14 protein-coding genes are annotated in these 18,255 nt (G+C 60.3%); 4 read left to right on the forward strand and 10 right to left on the reverse strand.

Annotated elements, in window-relative coordinates; all coding sequences use genetic code 11:
* Positions 1-12: 12 nt before the first annotated feature.
* The 9 genes from ICY20_RS26025 to ICY20_RS26065 all read right to left on the reverse strand — a co-directional run bounded on the left by ICY20_RS26025 (position 13) and on the right by ICY20_RS26065 (position 11,887).
* On the reverse strand, positions 13-1,311 hold the full coding sequence (locus ICY20_RS26025; protein ID WP_194938996.1) for an acetyl-CoA C-acetyltransferase: 1,299 nt from the start codon (positions 1,309-1,311) through the stop codon (positions 13-15).
* Entirely contained in the window at positions 1,311-2,198 is an 888-nt protein-coding gene (locus ICY20_RS26030) for a MaoC family dehydratase (RefSeq protein ID WP_194938997.1), read from the reverse strand. Before ICY20_RS26030 ends, ICY20_RS26025 begins: the two co-directional genes overlap by 1 nt.
* Before the next feature lie 4 nt (positions 2,199-2,202).
* The gene (locus ICY20_RS26035) at positions 2,203-3,546 is read right to left on the reverse strand and encodes a 3-oxoacyl-ACP reductase (protein WP_194938998.1); all 1,344 of its coding nucleotides are present in this window, start codon (positions 3,544-3,546) and stop codon (positions 2,203-2,205) included.
* A gap of 146 nt (positions 3,547-3,692) precedes the next feature.
* On the reverse strand, positions 3,693-6,218 hold the full coding sequence (locus tag ICY20_RS26040; protein WP_194938999.1) for an acyl-CoA dehydrogenase: 2,526 nt from the start codon (positions 6,216-6,218) through the stop codon (positions 3,693-3,695).
* Between the two features lie 290 nt (positions 6,219-6,508).
* Positions 6,509-7,924: an outer membrane protein transport protein gene (locus tag ICY20_RS26045; protein ID WP_159961958.1), complete on the reverse strand. Its 1,416-nt coding sequence runs from the start codon at positions 7,922-7,924 to the stop codon at positions 6,509-6,511.
* Between the two features lie 111 nt (positions 7,925-8,035).
* On the reverse strand, positions 8,036-8,539 hold the full coding sequence (praB, locus tag ICY20_RS28200; RefSeq protein WP_228758593.1) for an alkane oxidation protein activator PraB: 504 nt from the start codon (positions 8,537-8,539) through the stop codon (positions 8,036-8,038).
* 133 nt (positions 8,540-8,672) lie between these two features.
* Complete coding sequence (gene praA, locus ICY20_RS26055; RefSeq protein ID WP_194939001.1) at positions 8,673-9,167, reverse strand: alkane oxidation protein activator PraA; 495 nt, start codon at positions 9,165-9,167, stop codon at positions 8,673-8,675.
* Between the two features lie 134 nt (positions 9,168-9,301).
* The gene (locus ICY20_RS26060) at positions 9,302-10,582 is read right to left on the reverse strand and encodes an alkane 1-monooxygenase (protein WP_159961956.1); all 1,281 of its coding nucleotides are present in this window, start codon (positions 10,580-10,582) and stop codon (positions 9,302-9,304) included.
* A 306-nt stretch (positions 10,583-10,888) separates the two neighbouring features.
* Positions 10,889-11,887 (reverse strand): alpha/beta fold hydrolase, encoded by a 999-nt coding sequence (locus ICY20_RS26065; RefSeq protein ID WP_194939002.1) that lies wholly within the window; start codon positions 11,885-11,887, stop codon positions 10,889-10,891.
* Positions 11,888-12,149: 262 nt separating this feature from the next.
* Between ICY20_RS26065 and ICY20_RS26070 the strand changes: the two genes are divergently transcribed.
* From ICY20_RS26070 to ICY20_RS26080, 3 genes are read left to right on the forward strand one after another with little or no spacing between them, the layout of a single operon-like run.
* Positions 12,150-13,688 (forward strand): flavin-containing monooxygenase, encoded by a 1,539-nt coding sequence (locus ICY20_RS26070; protein WP_194939003.1) that lies wholly within the window; start codon positions 12,150-12,152, stop codon positions 13,686-13,688.
* The gene (locus ICY20_RS26075; protein WP_194939004.1) at positions 13,685-14,575 is read left to right on the forward strand and encodes an SDR family NAD(P)-dependent oxidoreductase; all 891 of its coding nucleotides are present in this window, start codon (positions 13,685-13,687) and stop codon (positions 14,573-14,575) included. The genes ICY20_RS26070 and ICY20_RS26075 overlap by 4 nt, the downstream gene beginning before the upstream one ends.
* A gap of 15 nt (positions 14,576-14,590) precedes the next feature.
* Positions 14,591-15,433, forward strand: a complete 843-nt coding sequence (locus ICY20_RS26080; RefSeq protein WP_194939005.1) for a metal-dependent hydrolase — start codon at positions 14,591-14,593, stop codon at positions 15,431-15,433.
* A gap of 150 nt (positions 15,434-15,583) precedes the next feature.
* Here the strand turns inward: ICY20_RS26080 and ICY20_RS26085 are convergent, their stop codons facing one another.
* On the reverse strand, positions 15,584-17,659 hold the full coding sequence (locus tag ICY20_RS26085) for an EAL domain-containing protein (protein ID WP_194939006.1): 2,076 nt from the start codon (positions 17,657-17,659) through the stop codon (positions 15,584-15,586).
* Between the two features lie 254 nt (positions 17,660-17,913).
* On the opposite strand from ICY20_RS26085, the gene ICY20_RS26090 reads away from it, so the two are divergent.
* Positions 17,914-18,255, forward strand: coding sequence for a DUF6388 family protein (locus ICY20_RS26090; RefSeq protein WP_194939007.1), 342 nt, complete (start codon positions 17,914-17,916; stop codon positions 18,253-18,255).

Here is an 18,255-nt window from a genome sequence, read left to right on the forward strand (position 1 = left end):
TTTTTAATGGCGCTACTTTTCGACGATGGCGGTAATGCCCAGCCCGCCTGCCGCGCAGATCGAAATCAAGCCGCGCCCGCCGCCGTTCTCATGAATGGCCTTGGCCAGCGCCGCCAATTGCCGGCCGCCAGTGGCGGCGAACGGGTGACCGCAACCGAGGGAGCCGCCGTTGACGTTCATTTTGGCGCGGTCGATTGGGCCAAGCGGTGCATCCAGGCCTAGCCGTTCGCGGCAATAGTCGGCGTCTTCCCAGGCCTTGAGTGTGCACAGCACCTGAGCGGCGAACGCTTCGTGGATCTCGAAGAAATCAAAGTCCTTGAAGCTCAAGCCTTCACGCTGGAGCATGCGCGGCACCGCGTAGGCCGGGGCCATCAACAGGCCTTCGGTGCCGTCGACAAAACTTACCGCTGCCGTCTCGCCGGTGCGCAAGTACGCCAGTACCGGCCAGCCATTGGCGGCGGCCCATTCCTCGCTGGCCAACAGCACCACTGAGGCGCCATCGGTCAGCGGCGTGGAATTACCGGCGGTAAGGGTGCCGTTTTGACGGTCGTAGGCTGGGGCCAGGCTGGCGAGTTTTTCCAGGCTGGCGTCGGCGCGCAGGTTGTTGTCGCGGGCCAGGCCACGATGGGGGCTGATCAGGTCATCGAAGAAACCGCGCTTGTAAGCCGCGTTCAACCGCTGGTGGCTGGTGAGGGTCAGCTCATCCTGGGCCAGGCGCTTGATCTGCCATCGCTTGGCCATCTCTTCGCAATGCTCACCCATGGACAGACCCGTACGTGGCTCGCCATTGCGCGGCAGCAGTGGCTTGAAGAACATCGACGGGCGCACCTTGAGCAGCGCCTTGAGCTTATCGCCCATGCCCTTGGCGCGATTGGCTGCGAGCAAGGTGTGGCGCAAGGACTCATTGATGCCGATGGGTGCGTCGGAGGTGGTGTCGGCGCCGCCGGCAATACCCACTTCGATCTGCCCCAGGGCGATCTTGTTGGCCACCAGCAACGCAGCTTCCAGGCCGGTGCCGCACGCCTGTTGCACGTCGTAGGCCGGGGTGTCGGGCGACAAGGTGGTAGACAACAACGATTCACGCGCCAGGTTGAAATCCCGCGAATGCTTGATCACCGCCCCGGCGGCAAACTCCCCCAGTCGCTGGCCGTGCAGGTTGTAGCGGTCCACCAGGCCTTGCAGCGCGGCCACCAGCAAATCCTGGTTGCTGTCGTGGGCGTATACCGTGTTGGAACGGGCAAACGGGATGCGGTTGCCGCCGATAATCGCCACGCGGCGCACCGGGGCCGGGTTGAAGCTGTAATCACTCATCAGCGGTTCTCATTCCAAATAAATAGCCCACGCATATGCGGTTTATCGCCAGCGAAATTGCGCACTTCAAACTCACGGCGCGGGCTGCTTGCGGGGTGGTTCCACAGGGCGACTTGGCTGGGCAGGAAAATCGGCAGCTTGAAGTCGCAATGGGCTTGGGCCTCGTCCAAGCCGCCGGGTGGTTGCTGGGCGGCGAGCGCGCGGCCGAGAGTCCACATGCCGTGGGCGATGGCGCGGCGAAAACCAAAGAGCTTCGCGCCGATCACCGAGGTATGGATCGGGTTGAAATCCCCCGACACCTTGGCAAAACGCCGGCCCAAATCCGCGGGCAATACCCAACGCTGGGTGCGCAGCAGGCCGTCTTCCTGCAACGGCAAGGCGCCGTCCCAGGGTTCGCCGACGGGGTCTTTGACATCGCGGCGCAGGTACAGGCTATCGCTTTCCCACACCAGGGTGCCTTCACTGTAAGCACGGGTGGCGATACTCAGCGCCTGCCCCTTGGGATGCGCCACCCAGCGCTCGCAATACACCTCCAGGCGCAGGGCCTGGCCCTCGTGCAGGCGCTGATGCTGATGAATCCGATTGGCCAGGTGCACCATGCCGCTCGCCGGGTACGGAAAGCTCGGCCGCGTCAGCACCATCAAGTGCAATGGGAACGCCAACACATGGGGGTAGGACAACGGCACGCCCTGCTCGTGGCGAAACCCGCATGCACGGCCATAGGCAGAGATGCCAGCGGCGCTCAGCTCCACCGCCGTGCGCACCAGGCGTTCCTTGGGTAATGCCGGGGCGCCGTCGAGTTTGGGTTTGCGCAAAGCGCGCACGCCATCCACCAACAGCTGCGTGCGTGAGGGCGGCGGGTCGATGATTTGTGTCACGTAGTCCATGTCATCACGCTCCCAACAGGCTTTGGCCGCACACACGTACGACTTGCCCGTTGACCCCGCCAGACGCCGGGTGCGCCAGCCAGGCAATGGTTTCGGCCACATCGATCGGCTGCCCGCCCTGGGACAGCGAATTCATGCGTCGCCCTGCTTCGCGAATCATCAGCGGGATCTTGGCGGTCATCTGGGTCTCGATAAACCCCGGCGCCACCGCGTTCACCGTCACTTGCTGCGCTGCCGCACGTGATGCCAGGCCCTGTACCAGGCCAATCACGCCCGCCTTGGAGGTGGCGTAGTTGCTTTGCCCCAGGTTGCCGGCAATACCGGAAATCGACGACACACACACGATGCGCCCGCCGGGGTTCAGGCCCTGGCTCGCCAACAACGCGTCACTTAAGTGCCACGGTGCTTCGAGGTTGACGGCCAGCACACTGCGCCACGCGCCTTCGGTCATCTTGGCGATGGTCTTGTCGCGGGTGATCCCGGCGTTGTGCACCACGATATCGAAGGCGCCGTATTGGCTGATATGGGCTTGCAGCTGTGAGGCGGCATCGGCGGCCGTGATGTCCAGCGTCAAGGACGACCCGCCGACACTTGCGGCAGCCTGTTGCAGCGAGTCCTCGGCTTGGGGCACGTCCACGCACACGACATCGGCCCCGTCCCGTGCCAACACCTGGGCAATCGCCAAGCCGATGCCACGGGAAGCACCGGTGACCAAGGCGCGGCGACCGGCAAAAGGTTTGTCCCAGTTGACGGCGACGTGGCCATCCACCGGTTTTTCCAGGCGCACCACCTGCCCCGACACATAAGCCGAACGGCGCGACAGGAAAAAGCGCAGGCTGCTGTCCAAGGCGTCTTGCGCACCTGGCGCCACGTAGATCAACTGCACGGTGATCGCCCGGCGCAGCTCCTTGGCCAGCGAACGCACCAGCCCTTCAAGCGCGCGTTGGGCGATGGCCTGGGGCAAATCCTGGCAGTGTTCCGGCGCAGTGCCCAGCACCACCACGCGGCCATGCTGGCCGAGGCGCTTGGCGTTGGTGTGGAAGAATTCGTACAGCTCATCCAACTGTTGCAGGCTGGTAACGGCGCTGGCGTCAAACACCGCGCCCTGCACCTTGACCGTCGATGGCGCCTTGAGCGTGGCCGGGGTGGCAGTGACGGTGTCGGTTTCGCCGAAAATGCGTTGTACTTCAGCAGCGAGGCGCCCTGCCCCGGCGACGATGACCGGGTTGGCCAGGCCTTGCTGGCCGCTGCGATGGCGTTGCAAAGCCAAGGGTTGGGGCAAGCCGATGGCTTGGGCCAGGCGGCGGCCCCAAGGGGAGTTAACAAAAGATAGATAGCTGTCACTCATAAGGTGCTCACACCACTGTATTGACCTGTAAACCCGCTTCCTGTGGGAGGGGGCTTGCTCCCGATAGCACTCTGCTTGTGCCTGATGAGCAAGCTGGCACACCGCTATCGGGAGCAAGCCCCCTCCCACAATTGACCGCGTGTTACCTAGTTGACCGAGGCGTTTTCACCCTGGCTGGATTTGCGCTTTGCCGCCGGCTCCAACGCCTGTTTGCGCTGCTGCAACGCCTCCAGCAAGCCGAAGTCCTGCGGGAAGTCATCCACCTGGATGCCGTGGTCGGCGTATTCCACATAGCGCGCCAGCAAGGCGTCTTCGTCGTCGCTGATCAAATCCAGCGCCCGCGCCTTCACGCGCCAAGGGGTAAAGGCCGTGGCAGAAATCGGCATGGGTTCGATCACGCCTTGCTTGATGGCCGGCTTGAGCCGCGCTTCGATCAACTCCACCTGTGGCAACAAACGAAAACCCAGTTCGCCATACGCCAGCTTGTCGATTTCCGGGCGCGGGATGTAGGAATTGCCCAGCAAACGGTCGCGGGTTTCGCCGGGGGTCTGCACCACATCGGCCACTTCGGCCAACAGACGATCCGACGGTTTGCGCAGCGGGATGCCAAACGGGAACGTCAAACCCCGCACCACGGCAGCGGCGGCTTTGGAGGGGTAGTTATCGAGTACTTCGGCCAGCGCTTCATGAGCCCGCAGCAGCGCATCCTGGGCCGACCAGTGCACCAGCGGCAGATCCGCCTGGGGACGACCGTCGTCCTCAAAACGCTTGAGCACGCAGGACAGGATGTACAGCTGCGACAGAATATCCCCCAGTCGCCCGGTGATACTTTCTTTGCGCTTGAGGGCACCGCCCAACACGCCCATGGAAACATCCGAGATCAACGCCAGCACCACCGACAGACGATTGGCCTGGCGGTAGTAAGGCGCCATCGCCGGGTCGGTCTTGGCCGGCACCGAAATCAACCGCCCTGCGGTAAGCGCATGCACCGCAGCACGTACGGTGTTGGCCAATACAAAACTCACATGGCCGAACATCGCGCTGTCGAAGTCTTCCAGCGCCTTGCGCCGGTCCGGGTTGCGCGCCGCTTCCATTTCGCGGAACACATAGGGATGGCAACGGATCAGGCCCTGGCCAAAGATGATCAGGCAGCGGGTCATGATGTTGGCGCCCTCAACCGTAATGGCGATGGGGCTTTGCTGGTAGGCGCGGGCCAGGAAGTTGTTCGGGCCCATGCAGATGCCTTTGCCGGCAACGATGTCCATGCCGTCGTTGACGATGATGCGTGCACGCTCGGTGACGTGGTACTTGGCAATGGCCGAGATCACCGAGGGTTTTTCACCCGCGTCCAGGGAGGCCACCGACACCTTGCGCACTGCATCGCAGGCATACAGATGCCCGGCCATGCGCGCCAACGGCGCCTGCACCCCTTCGAACTTGCCGATGGGCAGGCCGAACTGCTTGCGCATCGCGGCATAGGCAGTGGTGCCGCGCACCGCCACCTTGCCCAGCCCGACGTTGGCCGATGGCAGGGAAATCGCACGCCCGGCGGCCAGGCACTCCATCAGCATGCGCCAGCCGTTGCCGACCTGTTCGCGACCGCCAATGACCCACTCCAGCGGGATGAAAACATCTTTGCCGGTAGTAGGACCGTTCTGAAACACGGCATTGAGCGGCCAGTGACGGCGACCGCTGTTAACGCCCGGATGCGACGTCGGGATCAACGCGCACGTGATCCCCAAAGAGCCGGCCGGGCCGAGCAAACCGTCCGGGTCTTCGGCGCGAAACGCCAGGCCCAGCACCGTGGCAATTGGGCCGAGGGTGATGTAGCGCTTGTCCCAGGTCACGCGAAAGCCGAGTACTTCCTGGCCTTCATGGGTGCCTTTGCAGACGATGCCCAAGTCCGGGATGGCGCCAGCATCGGAGCCGGCGTACGGGCTGGTGAGGGCAAAACACGGGATATCTTCCCCCCGCGCCAAACGCGGCAGGTAGTAGTTACGTTGGGCATCGGTGCCGTAATGCAACAGCAGTTCGGCCGGGCCCAGGGAGTTGGGCACCATCACCGAAATCGCCGCCGCCGAGCAGCGCGTCGACAACTTCATCACCACCTGCGAGTGCGCATAGTGGGAGAAACCTTTGCCGCCGTACTGCTTGGGAATGATCATGCCGAGAAACCCGGCGTCCTTGGTGTACTGCCAGCCTTCGGGGGACATGTCCTGCCAGACCTGGGTGGTTTCCCAATCGTTGGCGATGTCGCAGAGGGTTTCGACTTCATTGTCGAGGAAGGCTTGCTCTTCGGCGCTGAGGCTGGCCGGTGCTGCGTGTAAAAGGCGCTGCCAGTTGGGTTTGCCGCTGAACAGCTCGGCGTCCCACCACACAGTGCCAGACTCGATAGCGGCGCGTTCGGTGTCGGACATCGCCGGCATGATCGTACGAAACAGGCCCAGGGCCTTGCTGGTCAACAATGCGCGGCGCAGGGGCTTGATGGTCATCAGCAATGCCGGTGCTATCACCAGTACCCCTGCGACCGTGGTACCCAACGCGGCGACCATATTGAACAGGTAACCCGCCGCCAGCCACACCAGGCCAACGCCGAGCCATAGCGTGGCGGTGGCTTGTCGATACGCCAGGGCAATCGCTGCTGCGAAACCCACCAATAACCAAATGACCATGGGGATACCTCTACTCGATTCAGGGTACGGCTTGGGCGCGACAGGTCGAGATGACCTGCGCCGTAAAGCCACACTACAAACTTGGAAAGCCAAATTCAAATTATGTTTTGAAATTTTTATTTAATGCTTTGGCGAAACAATCACGGCTGAGCGCGTCAGCCTTTTCGGTTCAATAATTCAGAAAATCGGAGCAGGCCGAGTGGGCAACCCGTCGGTACATGGCCGGTGTGACAACCTGCAGAAAGATGCGCTGACTGCAGTTCTACCCCGGCCTGGCACGGCTTGCGCAATCAGAACTCGTACGTCAACCCCAGGGCAAAGACATCGCCATAGGCCTCGGCTTTACCATCGAGCGAGGCACCGCCCAATCGATCCTGGTTCTGGGTTTTCAACTTGGCTTTTTCCACGAACTGGTGGGAGTAGGAGCCGTCGATGCCCAGGCCTGGAATAGCCCTGATTTTGTAACCGAAGCCCAGCGAGGTGAAGATACGGTCACCATCCGGGATACGTGGGTCGCGGGTGGAGTTGCGGGTGGGTGTCTGGTCGGTCGCAACCCCAGCGCGCAACGTGAAATCATCGGTGAGCTTATAGTCGCCGCCGAGGGAGACCATCCAGGCATCCTTGTAGTTGTAAGGAATGGCAACAATGGTCGACCCTTCAGACTTCAGCGTCAGGCTTTTGAATGAAGACCACTGTGTCCACAAAACACTCGCTCCGAGGGTAAAACGATCATTGAACTGGTGAACCCAATCGAAAGCGGCGCTGGCCGGAACGTCCAATTGGGTCGAGGCTTTACCGTTCATTTGAAGGTTCAGACCTGGATACAAAATCCCCGGCAAGCCCCCTTCAATCAGAGCCGTTGAACCTTCGTCGGCGTAGATGTTGTATTTACCCTCCAGCTTGTTCTTGATCTTGGCGTGGTAGTTCAAACCCAGCGTGTCTTGTGGGGTTGGCTTCCAGGCCAAGCCGGCAAACCAGCCCACCGAGGTATTGTCGACTTTGACTCGCATCAACGAATAGCCAATGCCAGCAGGAAATGGGATCGAATTCGGAGCGAGCGCAGCAGCGGCATAGAGGTCAACGTTCTGGCTGACGAAGCCTTTGGTGTGCTGAACAATGGCGCCACCGCCGATGGAAAACTCGTCGTTGACCTTGAACGAAAGCGAGCCGGTCAACCCAACGGTTTCGATACGGGTATCCACTGCAAAATCCCGCCCTTTCCAATCATTGTCCCAGGTGGTGCGTGCGCCCATGGGCACCACTTGGCTGAGACCAAAGGCGAAACGGTCACCGATGGGCATGACCATAAACCCGGTCGGCACCCAGGCGGTAAAACCGCCTTGCCCACCGTCACCTTCGCGAGGCACGGAATTGAATTCAAAGGTATCAGGATCAACGGTCGTACTGGACGTCGGGTTGCCCGCATAGTCCCTGGCGCTACCCTTGTAGTGGATATTGATTCGCGCATAGTCCACGTTGAACTGCGAGATATTGCGGTCAATGAAGGCCATCGCGGCCGGGTTGTTATAGGCAGCGGACGGGTCATTCTTGAACATCGAACCACCACCGAATGCGCGGCCCCAGCCCTCCGCTCCGAAAGTCGGAGTAGAGAACCCGCCGGCGTGCGCACTGCCCGTCATAACCATCAGGCCGCCGATCACGGCCATGCCCATAAACGTGCGTGCGTGTATTTTCTTATTATTCATGCCCCACTCCGTATTGTTGTAATTCACCCTTGCGATCCATTCAAACAAGTGCCCCTTTCGAGGCACTTGCCCATTTCAACGTGTGATCATCACGTCACGTACTCAGCGTGCTTATGGGCTGACGGTAAAGGCTGGAGTCGGAACAGCAGTGAGCGCGGTAATGGAGCAAGAGCCCACGGTTTGCGGAGTCGAAATACTCAGCGAGTTGGTGGAGTTCTTCCAGTTAACCGCAATGCTCACCGGCGCAGTGTTGCAGTCGGAGACGATTTTGAATTTCACCCCTGTCACGGTGCCGGTGAACGCGTCAGGACCTGTGCCGGCAACGGTCAGCGGCCATGGCAGGTTGCTCAACACCGGAACAGCACACAGCGGGTTGGAACCGCTGACCGTGGCACCCGTGATTGAGGCGCCCGCGCCCCCGCTATTCACAGTACCGGTGAAGATAATGTTGCAAGTGACCGGAATATTCAGGGACGCCGGCGACCGCACGCTAATGGAGCCCGCCGTTGTGAAAGACGCGCCAGCAGGAGCAATGGTCGCTGCATTGGCCATTGAAATGGCGCCAAAGCACAGAGCAAAAGAAGTTGCACAAACGAGGGTTTTAAAGCTTTTCATTATTTTTCCTCACATGTTTAGGCGAATTCATTTCGCCAGGGGTAATGGCCATGAACGAGAGGTCACGGTGAAACAAGCGGAACTTCCCTTTCCAGCCAAATCTCAATTCAATTACCGCACCAGCTGCTGACGCTTATTCCACAACTTTGAAGTTTGGCGGCATCTTGATCGACACCGTTTTGATCTTGCAGTCTTCGCCAATCGGCACATCGGCGGCTTCCAACTTGCCGGTGGCGTTATCCCACGTACCGTCTGCGGTGGAAGGGCCGCACTTGCCGCCCAGGCCGAAGGCATGAACATCCACGCTGATCTTCGACATGGAGCCGCTCTTGGTGTCTTTGGCGATTAATATCCACGGCAAGTTGATGGCTTCAACCCGGCTGCACTTGAGGCCACCGTCGAATTCGACTTTGTCGACATTCACCGATGAGCCATCCGCCGCTACTTTGCCCGCGACTTTGATGGTGCAGTCGGCGCTGATCAACGCGCCCTTCGAAAAGCTGATGGGGCCCTGGGCAGTGAACGCACTGCCGGCCGGCTCGATGCGCGCGGCCTGGGCCTGGTGATAGGCAATCAGACTCAGCGCGGCCAATACGATATGGGTGGTGAACTTGGCAGGTGTTTGCATGGTGTACGTCCTTCCCTTTAATTATTGTTGTTCGGGTCAAACCACTTTCTTGCAACGTTTTCAGGCAAAGCCTGGGCGATAGAGACCTGCGCGATGCACAGATCCCGAGCGCGTTACTGACTGTCTGATGGGTATCAGAACGGTTTGGCAGAACCGCTGTATTTCTCCAGGTACTTCAAACGCTGAGACGGTTGAAGATTGGTCAGGGTGATGTCCCCGGCATAGTGGTTGAGTACACGGTGGTCCATGCGGCGTCGCCACAAGTACGGCACATACGCCCAGACAATCATGCTTGCGTAGCCGTAAGGCAGTTGCGGCGACTCATCAAAGTGGCGCAACGACTGATAACTGCGCGTGGGGTTGGCATGGTGATCGGAGTGCCGTTGCAGTTGGAACAGGAAGATATTGGTGACGATTCGATTACTGTTCCAGGAGTGGCGTGGCGAGCAACGCTCATAACGGCCGTTAGGCAACTTCTGACGTTTAAGGCCGTAGTGTTCGACGTAGTTGACCACTTCGAGCAACGAGAAACCGTAGATGCCCTGGATAATCAGGAACGGAATCACCGCCGCCCCCAGCCAGGCGATCATCGCGCCCCACAACACCACGCTGTACATCCAGGCGCTGAGCACGCCGTTTTGCCAGTGCCAGGCCGGCAACCCCAGTTTGCGCAGGCGTTCGCGCTCCAGGTTCCAGGCCGAGCGAGCACTGAACCACACCGAACGTGGCAGGAAGGCCCAGAAGCTTTCACCAAGACGCGAGCTGGCTGGGTCTTCCGGCGTGGCAACCCGCACGTGGTGGCCACGGTTGTGTTCGGTGTAGAAGTGCCCGTAGAAAGTCGGCGCCAGGGTGACCTTGGCGAGGAACACTTCCAACGGTTTGGGCTTGTGCCCCAACTCGTGGGCGGTGTTGATGGCAATCCCCGTGGCCGCACCGGTGGCCATGGCCATCGCCAGGTAAGTCACCCAGCTCGGTTCGCCATGCAGTTGGGTGCGGGCGGTGATGAAGTCGGCAGTTCGGGCCAGCCAACTGGAAGGCTCAAGGCCGGCGGTGGCTTGCAACAGGCCGCCCTGAATGATCCATTCGATGCCGCCGGCGGCGAGCCAACCGGTGATCACCACTGACGAGATCACAAACAGCACACCGGTGTAGACGATCCAGCGATAGTAGCGTTGGGTTTCCAAGTGGCTGACGGCGGACTCAGGCGGGTTGCTGACGTCTTCGCCGAGCAGGCCGTCGATCAAGGGGATGAAACCAAAAATCACCAGTACGCCGACCCACCACAATTGCTGGATGCCGGTACCGATCGCCAAGGCGCCGGACAACAATGGAGTCGCCAAGGGCATGATGCCCAACCACCAGAGATGACGCTTGCCATCGGCCCATACGGCGGGCGCTGCCAGGGTCTGGTTCATGGCAGCCTCCGGGTGAGGCGAGCTGGCAGGCAGACAGTAAACAGGTTCGAGGAGCGTTGGATGCCCCAGGAAATCAACCATGCGATAAAAGACGTTTTTTTCATTTTTATTCGCTCTTAGGCATTTCAAAAATCATTTCAAAATATAAATTGAAATATTTTTTTAAATAAATAACGCGGAATCGGTAGGTCGTCAACTATTTTTTTGAACCCTTTTGAACATGACCGGGCAGTCGTTTTTTTGTGCTTTTGGTCAGGTCTCTAGAGTAGGCATTTGCGACGATTCGACCCGCAATGAACCGCATGATTATTTGTTCGCCAGGGCGAACGGGGCATGCAGGATCGTGGCGCTTTCAGATAAACGCGTGCGCTTTGCCAACTGCTGCACCGCCTCCACCACCCGCGCTGTAGCGGTGATCGGCAGCATATGGCCCCGCCCTTCTACCAATTGCAGCTTGAGGCCGGGCACCTTGTCGGCCAGGGCCTGGCCGTGCCGGCGGAAGTCCAGCACCTTGTCCTTTGCGCCGTAGATCAAACCGATGGGCACGGTCAGTTGCGGGTAGCGCTTGACCATCGCCGGCAGGTAGTCGTTGACCAGGGCGATCTCGCTGGAGGCCGCATAGAAGTTATCCGGGCGCATGCCCAGCATGCCGCCGCCACGGGTGGCAAAATCGTCAGGGGCCTGGTCTGGGGTGAACACGCCTTTCACCACCGAGCGACGGGTGAGCATGCCGATAGGCACGGTGAGGGTATGGGCGACCCAGCGGCGCAACCACCCCGGGCGTACGGCCAATGACCAGAACACCATCGGTAACGTGGGTTGAGGGTGGGTGAGCGGTGCCACCAGGATCAGGCCGGATACCGCCTCGGGATGGTCCAGTGCCAGCGCCAGCGAAATCGCGCCGCCCAGGGAGTGCCCCAGCACCAGGGGTTTCTCCAGGCCAAGGGTCTTGATCAACCCCAGGATTTGCCCGGCCTGGGCGGGCAAGTCGGCCGGGGTGCCCTTATGGCGGGTGGAATAACCCGACCCTGGGCGGTCAATGGTAATCACGCGAAAATGCCCAGCCAGCTGACCGGACAACGCATAAGTGAGGTTGCGGCTGCTGCCCATCAGCCCGTGGATCATCACCAGCGGTGGGCCTTTACCTTCTTCGACATAATGGAAGCGCTCGCCATTGACCTCGACAAAGCGCCCGTTGATCGGCACTGCCGCTTCAATGCGCCGCGTCATCCGCGCACTGAACCCCCACAGCAACGCGCTCACGCCCACGAATGCGGCGCCAGCGAAAAACCATTCCACAGCCATAGCTCGGTCCTCTGCTTCCCTGCTGCCGACGACCTGACCGGTATTGGTGCAGGCCTCAGCTACCGTTAACGCGCTGTTCCTTAACTACGTGCGCAAGGTGCTGCCCGTCGGACAACTCGCACATGAGGCGCCAGAGACTAGCGTAGGCGGTATTTTCAGGTAGATCATTTAAAATCTTTTTTAAAATAATTAATTCATTTTTCCTTTGCAATGGTGTTTTATCTAAAAGACAAAACAAAAACAGGAGCACAGGAACCCGCCTATGAATGCCCACAATGATTCAATCGACATTGCCATCATCGGCTCAGGCTTTGCCGGGCTGTGCATGGCTATCAAGCTCAAGGAGGCCGGGTTTACCGACTTCTTGATTGCCGAACAGGCCGATAGCCTCGGCGGCACCTGGCGCGACAACCACTACCCTGGCTGCGCCTGCGATGTGCAGTCCCACGTGTATTCGTTTTCGTTTGCGCCCAACCCCGACTGGACCCGCCAGTTCGCACCGCAGGCGGAAATACGTGCCTATCTGGAGCAGTGCGCTGAACGTTTTGAGTTGGGGTCCTACCTGCGCTTTGGCATGGGCCTGGCGCGCGCCGTGTTTGATGAGGCGCAGCAACGCTGGCAACTGACCTTCAGCAATGGTCGCCAGGTCAGTGCACGGGTGCTGGTGTCGGGGATGGGCGGCCTGTCACGCCCGGCATTGCCGGCTATTCCAGGGCTCGACAGCTTCAAGGGCGAGCGCTTTCATTCCCAGCAGTGGAACCACGGCTATTCGCTCAAAGGCAAACGGGTCGCGGTAATCGGCACCGGGGCCAGCGCCATCCAGTTTGTGCCCCGGATCGCGCCGCAGGTGGCCCATCTGGATCTGTTCCAACGCACCCCGCCGTGGATCATGCCCAAGCCCGACCGAGCGATTACGCCGCTCGAACGCTGGCTGTTCAAGCACCTGCCCTTCACCCAGCGGCTACTGCGCGGCGCCTTTTACTGGGCGCTGGAAGGTCGCGTGGTGGGCTTTGCCCTGCACCCGCGCTTGATGAACATGGTGCAGAAAATTGCCCTGCGTCATCTGCATAAACAAGTGGCGCGCCCTTCCCTGCGCAAGACCCTGACGCCGAGCTACACCATCGGCTGCAAGCGCGTGCTGATTTCCAATGACTACTACCCCGCCCTGACCCGCAGCAATGTGGAGGTGGTGACCCACCCGGTGTTGCGTGTCGAAGCCGATGGCGTGGTCACAGCGGACGGCATCAAGCACCCGGCGGACTGCCTGATATTCGGTACCGGTTTCCAGGCGACCGACCCCCTGCCCCGCGACTGCATCATCGGGCGCGGTGGCGTCGACCTGATGGACACCTGGCACGACGGCGCCCATGCCTACAAGGGCACCACCGTGCCGGGCTATCCCAACCTGTTTCTGATTGTCGGGCCCAATACGGGCCTGGGGCACAACTCGATGATCCTGATGATCGAAGCCCAGGTCACTTACATCCTCGACGCCCTTAAGCAAATGCAGCGGCATCGCATCGCAACCGTCGACGTCAAACCCGTGGTCGAAAGCGCTTACAACCAGCAGTTGCAGGCCAAGCTCCAGCGCACCATCTGGAACACCGGAGGTTGCCAGAGTTGGTACCTCGACCCGCGCACCGGCAAAAACACCACCCTGTGGCCCGGCTCGACCTGGCGTTTCAAGCAGGTCACCCGGCAGTTTGCACTCAAGGATTATGTGGTCAGCCTGCGGCCGATCCCTGCGCCAGCCCAACCGGTTGCGGCGCCCCTCCCCTCTACAGAAGGCAGCCTGTCATGAAGTCATTCAACGGCCGCGTAGCCGCGATCACGGGCGCGGCATCCGGCATGGGTCGTTCCCTGGCGCTAGCCTTGGCGCGGGAGGGTTGCCACCTGGCGCTGTCAGACAAAAACAGCCAAGGGCTGGAGCAGACGTTGGCGCTGATCAAAACGTCAACCCTGTCACCCGTGAACGTCACTATCCAAGTGCTGGATGTTTCGGACCGCCAGGCCATGGATGACTGGGCCGCTCGCTGCGTCGCCGAGCATGGCCAGGTCAACCTGGTGTTCAACAATGCCGGGGTGGCGCTGTCGAGTACGGTAGAAGGCGTGGGCTACGCCGACCTGGAGTGGATCGTTGGGATCAATTTCTGGGGCGTGGTCTATGGCACCAAAGCGTTCCTGCCCTACCTGAAAGCCTGCGGCGAAGGCCATGTGATCAACACCTCCAGCGTGTTCGGCCTGTTTGCCCAGCCCGGTATGAGCGGCTATAACGCCACCAAATTTGCCGTGCGTGGTTTCACCGAATCCCTTCGCCAGGAACTGGATATGCAGCGCTGCGGCGTCTCGGCCACCTGCGTACACCCCGGCGGTATTCGTACCGATATCTGCCGCAGCAGCCGTATCGACGCGAACATGACCGGTTTTCTGATCCACAGTGAACAACAGGCCCGCGCCGACTTCGAAAAGCTGTTTATCACCGATGCCGACCAGGCCGCCAAGGTCATCCTGCAGGGCGTACGCAAAAACAAACGCCGCGTGTTGATCGGCCGCGATGCGTATTGCCTCGACCTGCTCGCCCGCTGCCTGCCTGCGGCCTATCAAGCCCTGGTTGTGTTCGCCAGCAAGCGCATGGCGCCCAAGCCGCGCACGCCGGTGTATGAACCCAACGACGAGCCCCGACTCTGAACAGGAGTACGCACTATGTTGCCTATCCGTCGCGATATCCGCTTTGCCCTGCCCCCCGAGCGCATCACCGACTGGCATGAACAAGGCCCGTTCATCACGCATTTTTTTAATGCGCTGTCGCTGCTGTTTCCCCAGGGCGAGTTGTTTTTCATGGACAGCGTGCGGCACTACCGCCAAGACATCCACGACCCCGAGTTGAAAAAGGAGATCCAGGGGTTTATCGGCCAGGAGGCCATGCACAGCCGCGAACACGTGGCCTATAACGACCTGCTGCAAGCTGCCGGGCTGCCGGCGCACACCCTGGATCGCCGTCTCAAATTCATCCTCGACCTGCAAAAGAAACACTTCGCGCCGTCGTTCAACCTGGCGATCACCATTGCCCTGGAGCACTACACGGCGATGCTGGCCGAGATCCTGCTCAGCGACCCCACGCGCTTTGGCGACTCGCTCAAGGGCTATCAACAAATGTGGTACTGGCACGCTCTCGAAGAAACCGAGCACAAAGCCGTGGCCTTTGATGTCTGGAACACCGTGATCACGCCCGGGCCCAAACGCTACCTGCTGCGTACCGGCACCATGCTGACCACCACGGTGTTCTTTTGGCTGGTGGTGCTGGACTTTCACGTGCGGCTGCTGATCGCTGACCGCAAGGCGGTGGGGTTCTGGAAAGGCCTGTGGCGCATGCTCAAGTTTCTATACGGGCCCAAAGGCGTATTCCCACGGATGCTGCGGCCGTGGCTGCACTACTTCAAACCGGGGTTTCACCCGTGGGACCACGACAACCGCGAGCGCCTGGCGCGCCTCTATGATTTGGTGGATGAAATCGAACAGACCCAGCGCGGTGCTGACCCTGCCTAGATTACCGCCCGGTTAGTTTGCCGAACTCCGTTCAACGTGTGGGAGCGGGCTTGCTCGCGAATGCGGGCTGTCAGTTAACGGATCCATTGGCTGACCCACCGCTTTCACGAGCAAGCCCGCTCCCACATTCAGATCGTGTACATCAGCCAACTAAGCCTCAGCCAACGCCGCACGCTCACGAACAAACCCTTGCAACTGATCCCCCGGCAGCGCCTTGCTGTAATACCAACCCTGGATAAACAACTCGCCCCCGGTATTCAGAAAGGCCAACTGCTCGGCCGTTTCCACGCCCTCAACCACCACGCCGAGGTTGAGTGCTTCGCAAAAACGCAGCATACCCGTCAGTACCTGAGCCCCCTTGGGGTCGTGCTGGGCCACAACAAAACTGCGGTCGATCTTGATGAAATCCACCGGGAATTGGTGCAGGTAACTCAAGGCTGAAAACCCGGTGCCGAAGTCATCGATGTAGACCTTGGCGCCGATAGCTTGCAGCTTGCCGATGGTCTGGCGCGTTGCCGGGGTATCGCCGACCAGCGCATCTTCGGTGATTTCTACCGACACCTGCCCATGGGCCTGGGCGAGGATCTGCACAAGGCGCTCGCCATACGCGGCATCGGTCAGGGTCGCGCTGGAAATGTTGATAGTCATCGGCAAAGCAAAACCAAGTTTCTGCCATGTCTGGTACTGGCGCACTGCCTCGGAGGCGACCCACACATCGACATCCGGCATCAAGCGCGCCTGGGCCAGCCATTGCAGGAACTCCCAGGGCGAATGCACGGTGCCCTTGGCGTCGCGGGCACGCATCAGCGCTTCGCAGCCGGTACACAGGCCGGTGCGGGTCGATACCTGAGGCTGGAATTCAAGGTAGAACTCGTAGTCGCTGATCTGCTGGATATGGCTCAATTCGCTGGCCTGGCGTGCGAGGGTCTTGTGGGCCGCCAGCACCGGGTCCATCTCGCGCAGCCGGCCCATTTCCTCAAGGCCGCGAAAGGTCATGTCCAGGGACTTGAGGTACACCGTGCCGCCCTCGGTAGCTTGGCGATGGATCGCACGCACATACGGCGCATACACCAAGGTGCCCACGCCCAATAACACCAACTGCAACACCACCGCGGCCATATCGCCGTGGGTACTCAAATAAGCATTGAGCAGCACCGGCGCGGTAAACGGCACGCTTGCGACGGCTGGCGATACCCACCCCAACAGCACCACCGTCAATGCCAGCATCGTGTTGATCGCCGGCACCAGCAAAAACGGGATGAACAGGCGCGGGTTGAGGATGATCGGCAAGCCGAACAGCAACACCTCACTGACGTTGAACAGCGATAACGGTAAGCTCGCCATCGCTAACAGGCGCATTGATTGGCTTTTGGAAAACAGCAGGATCGCCACCAACAGACACAACGCGCCGCCCGAGCCACCGATAAACCCAAAGCTCCCCAACAAGCCGCTGTTCAATACGTATTTGATCGGCTCCCCAGCTGCCAGTGCCGCACCGTTGAGTACGACCGCCTGGTCCAGCACATCGAACAGCGGCTGCAGGGCATATACGCCGTGAATGCCGAAAAACCACAGCAGGGAGTTCATCAGGGTCACAAACAGACCGCTGCCATAGGGCGACTCTAACGCGCCAAGAACGTGGGGCCCCTGAAGCTGCGCCACATAGGGCACCTGTAACAGCAAGGACAACACCACAACCAACACCAGTGCGGTAATAGCCCCTGGCAGTACCATATTGATGGCGCCCCTGAGGTTGTGCCCCACCAGCTCTTGGTTGACTAAGCGTGTCCAACGGTAGCGGTGCAACCAGGCAATGGCCGGTACATTGAGCAGAGGCGAGGCAATGGCAATAAACAGGACAAAGGTGGCTGACGCCCTGGGATACTCGCGCAGGATAAACGTCGCCACCACCACGTGGGCCAGACATAGAAATGCCACTGGCAGCTGCGGCAGGCGGTGCTGGATTGCCAGCATGTAGCCGATGGAGGCAGCCACCAACAACGGGATCACTGAGCTGATCTGGTTGTGCAGCCCCGAAAGAAAGGCCACCACCTGCGGGTCCAAGCCCAACACCCGCGCGCACTCGGACAGGATCAGAAAGCCTGCCGACACCAGCAGGCACGGCAATATCCACAAGAGCCCTTCGCGAATCGCACGCAACGATTCGGTGCTGGCCAAGGCGGCCAGACGTTGGGTGAAGAAAAGCTTGAAAAGCGTTTGCGCCATGACCCGTCCCTCTGCCCACGCCTGCGTCCCTGGAAGGCAGGGTCGAAAACACCGAGGCTAACGCTACACGTCCTTGCACTACGAGAGAAAGCCTTTTGCCATCTATCCAGGTTTTTTTTACGCTACGGATATGGCCGCCTTAGGGGTTCCCCCGATATCCGGATTTTCAGACCTGAGCCACCCCCGAATCTGCTTCAATGGGTAGCAAAGGAATATTGCCTGCTACGGCAGCAGCCACCCAGGAGACACGCTTGATGCAAGACACGCTTTCACCGCCTGGCGAAAACCACCAACTGGCGCTGGATATATTCCTGGCGCAGCACCCCGAGGTCGCCGCACAACTGGACACGTTGAACCCCCTGGCCGCCCAGGCCAAGGGTGAAACCCAAGCGCAATACCGCGCCGAACGCCTGCATGAAGCCTTCGAAGCGGAGGCCGAACATCAGGGGCTGTTTGCTTGGGAGCTGACCCTCAAGCTGACCACAGACTCTCCCGAAGCGTTTGAAGCACAACGTCTTGAAGTGCACAAGGAAGTGGCGCAAATGGCCGGGCTCAGTTGGGTCGAATACTGCCAGCTGCATGATTTGACAGGGTGA

The organism is Pseudomonas pisciculturae, from assembly GCF_015461805.1.
GTDB lineage: Bacteria > Pseudomonadota > Gammaproteobacteria > Pseudomonadales > Pseudomonadaceae > Aquipseudomonas > Aquipseudomonas pisciculturae.

Excerpts from the sequence above, each read along its gene's own strand:
- ICY20_RS26025 (WP_194938996.1), bottom strand. The coding sequence starts at position 1,311 with ATGAGTGATTACAGCTTCAACCCGGCCCCGGTGCGCCGCGTGGCGATT.
- ICY20_RS26075 (WP_194939004.1), top strand. The coding sequence starts at position 13,685 with ATGAAGTCATTCAACGGCCGCGTAGCCGCGATCACGGGCGCGGCATCC.
- praA (WP_194939001.1), bottom strand. The coding sequence starts at position 9,167 with ATGCAAACACCTGCCAAGTTCACCACCCATATCGTATTGGCCGCGCTG.
- ICY20_RS26085 (WP_194939006.1), bottom strand. The coding sequence starts at position 17,659 with ATGGCGCAAACGCTTTTCAAGCTTTTCTTCACCCAACGTCTGGCCGCC.
- ICY20_RS26060 (WP_159961956.1), bottom strand. The coding sequence starts at position 10,582 with ATGAACCAGACCCTGGCAGCGCCCGCCGTATGGGCCGATGGCAAGCGT.
- ICY20_RS26040 (WP_194938999.1), bottom strand. The coding sequence starts at position 6,218 with ATGGTCATTTGGTTATTGGTGGGTTTCGCAGCAGCGATTGCCCTGGCG.
- ICY20_RS26065 (WP_194939002.1), bottom strand. The coding sequence starts at position 11,887 with ATGGCTGTGGAATGGTTTTTCGCTGGCGCCGCATTCGTGGGCGTGAGC.
- ICY20_RS26035 (WP_194938998.1), bottom strand. The coding sequence starts at position 3,546 with ATGAGTGACAGCTATCTATCTTTTGTTAACTCCCCTTGGGGCCGCCGC.
- ICY20_RS26030 (WP_194938997.1), bottom strand. The coding sequence starts at position 2,198 with ATGGACTACGTGACACAAATCATCGACCCGCCGCCCTCACGCACGCAG.
- ICY20_RS26080 (WP_194939005.1), top strand. The coding sequence starts at position 14,591 with ATGTTGCCTATCCGTCGCGATATCCGCTTTGCCCTGCCCCCCGAGCGC.
- praB (WP_228758593.1), bottom strand. The coding sequence starts at position 8,539 with ATGAAAAGCTTTAAAACCCTCGTTTGTGCAACTTCTTTTGCTCTGTGC.
- ICY20_RS26070 (WP_194939003.1), top strand. The coding sequence starts at position 12,150 with ATGAATGCCCACAATGATTCAATCGACATTGCCATCATCGGCTCAGGC.
- ICY20_RS26090 (WP_194939007.1), top strand. The coding sequence starts at position 17,914 with ATGCAAGACACGCTTTCACCGCCTGGCGAAAACCACCAACTGGCGCTG.
- ICY20_RS26045 (WP_159961958.1), bottom strand. The coding sequence starts at position 7,924 with ATGAATAATAAGAAAATACACGCACGCACGTTTATGGGCATGGCCGTG.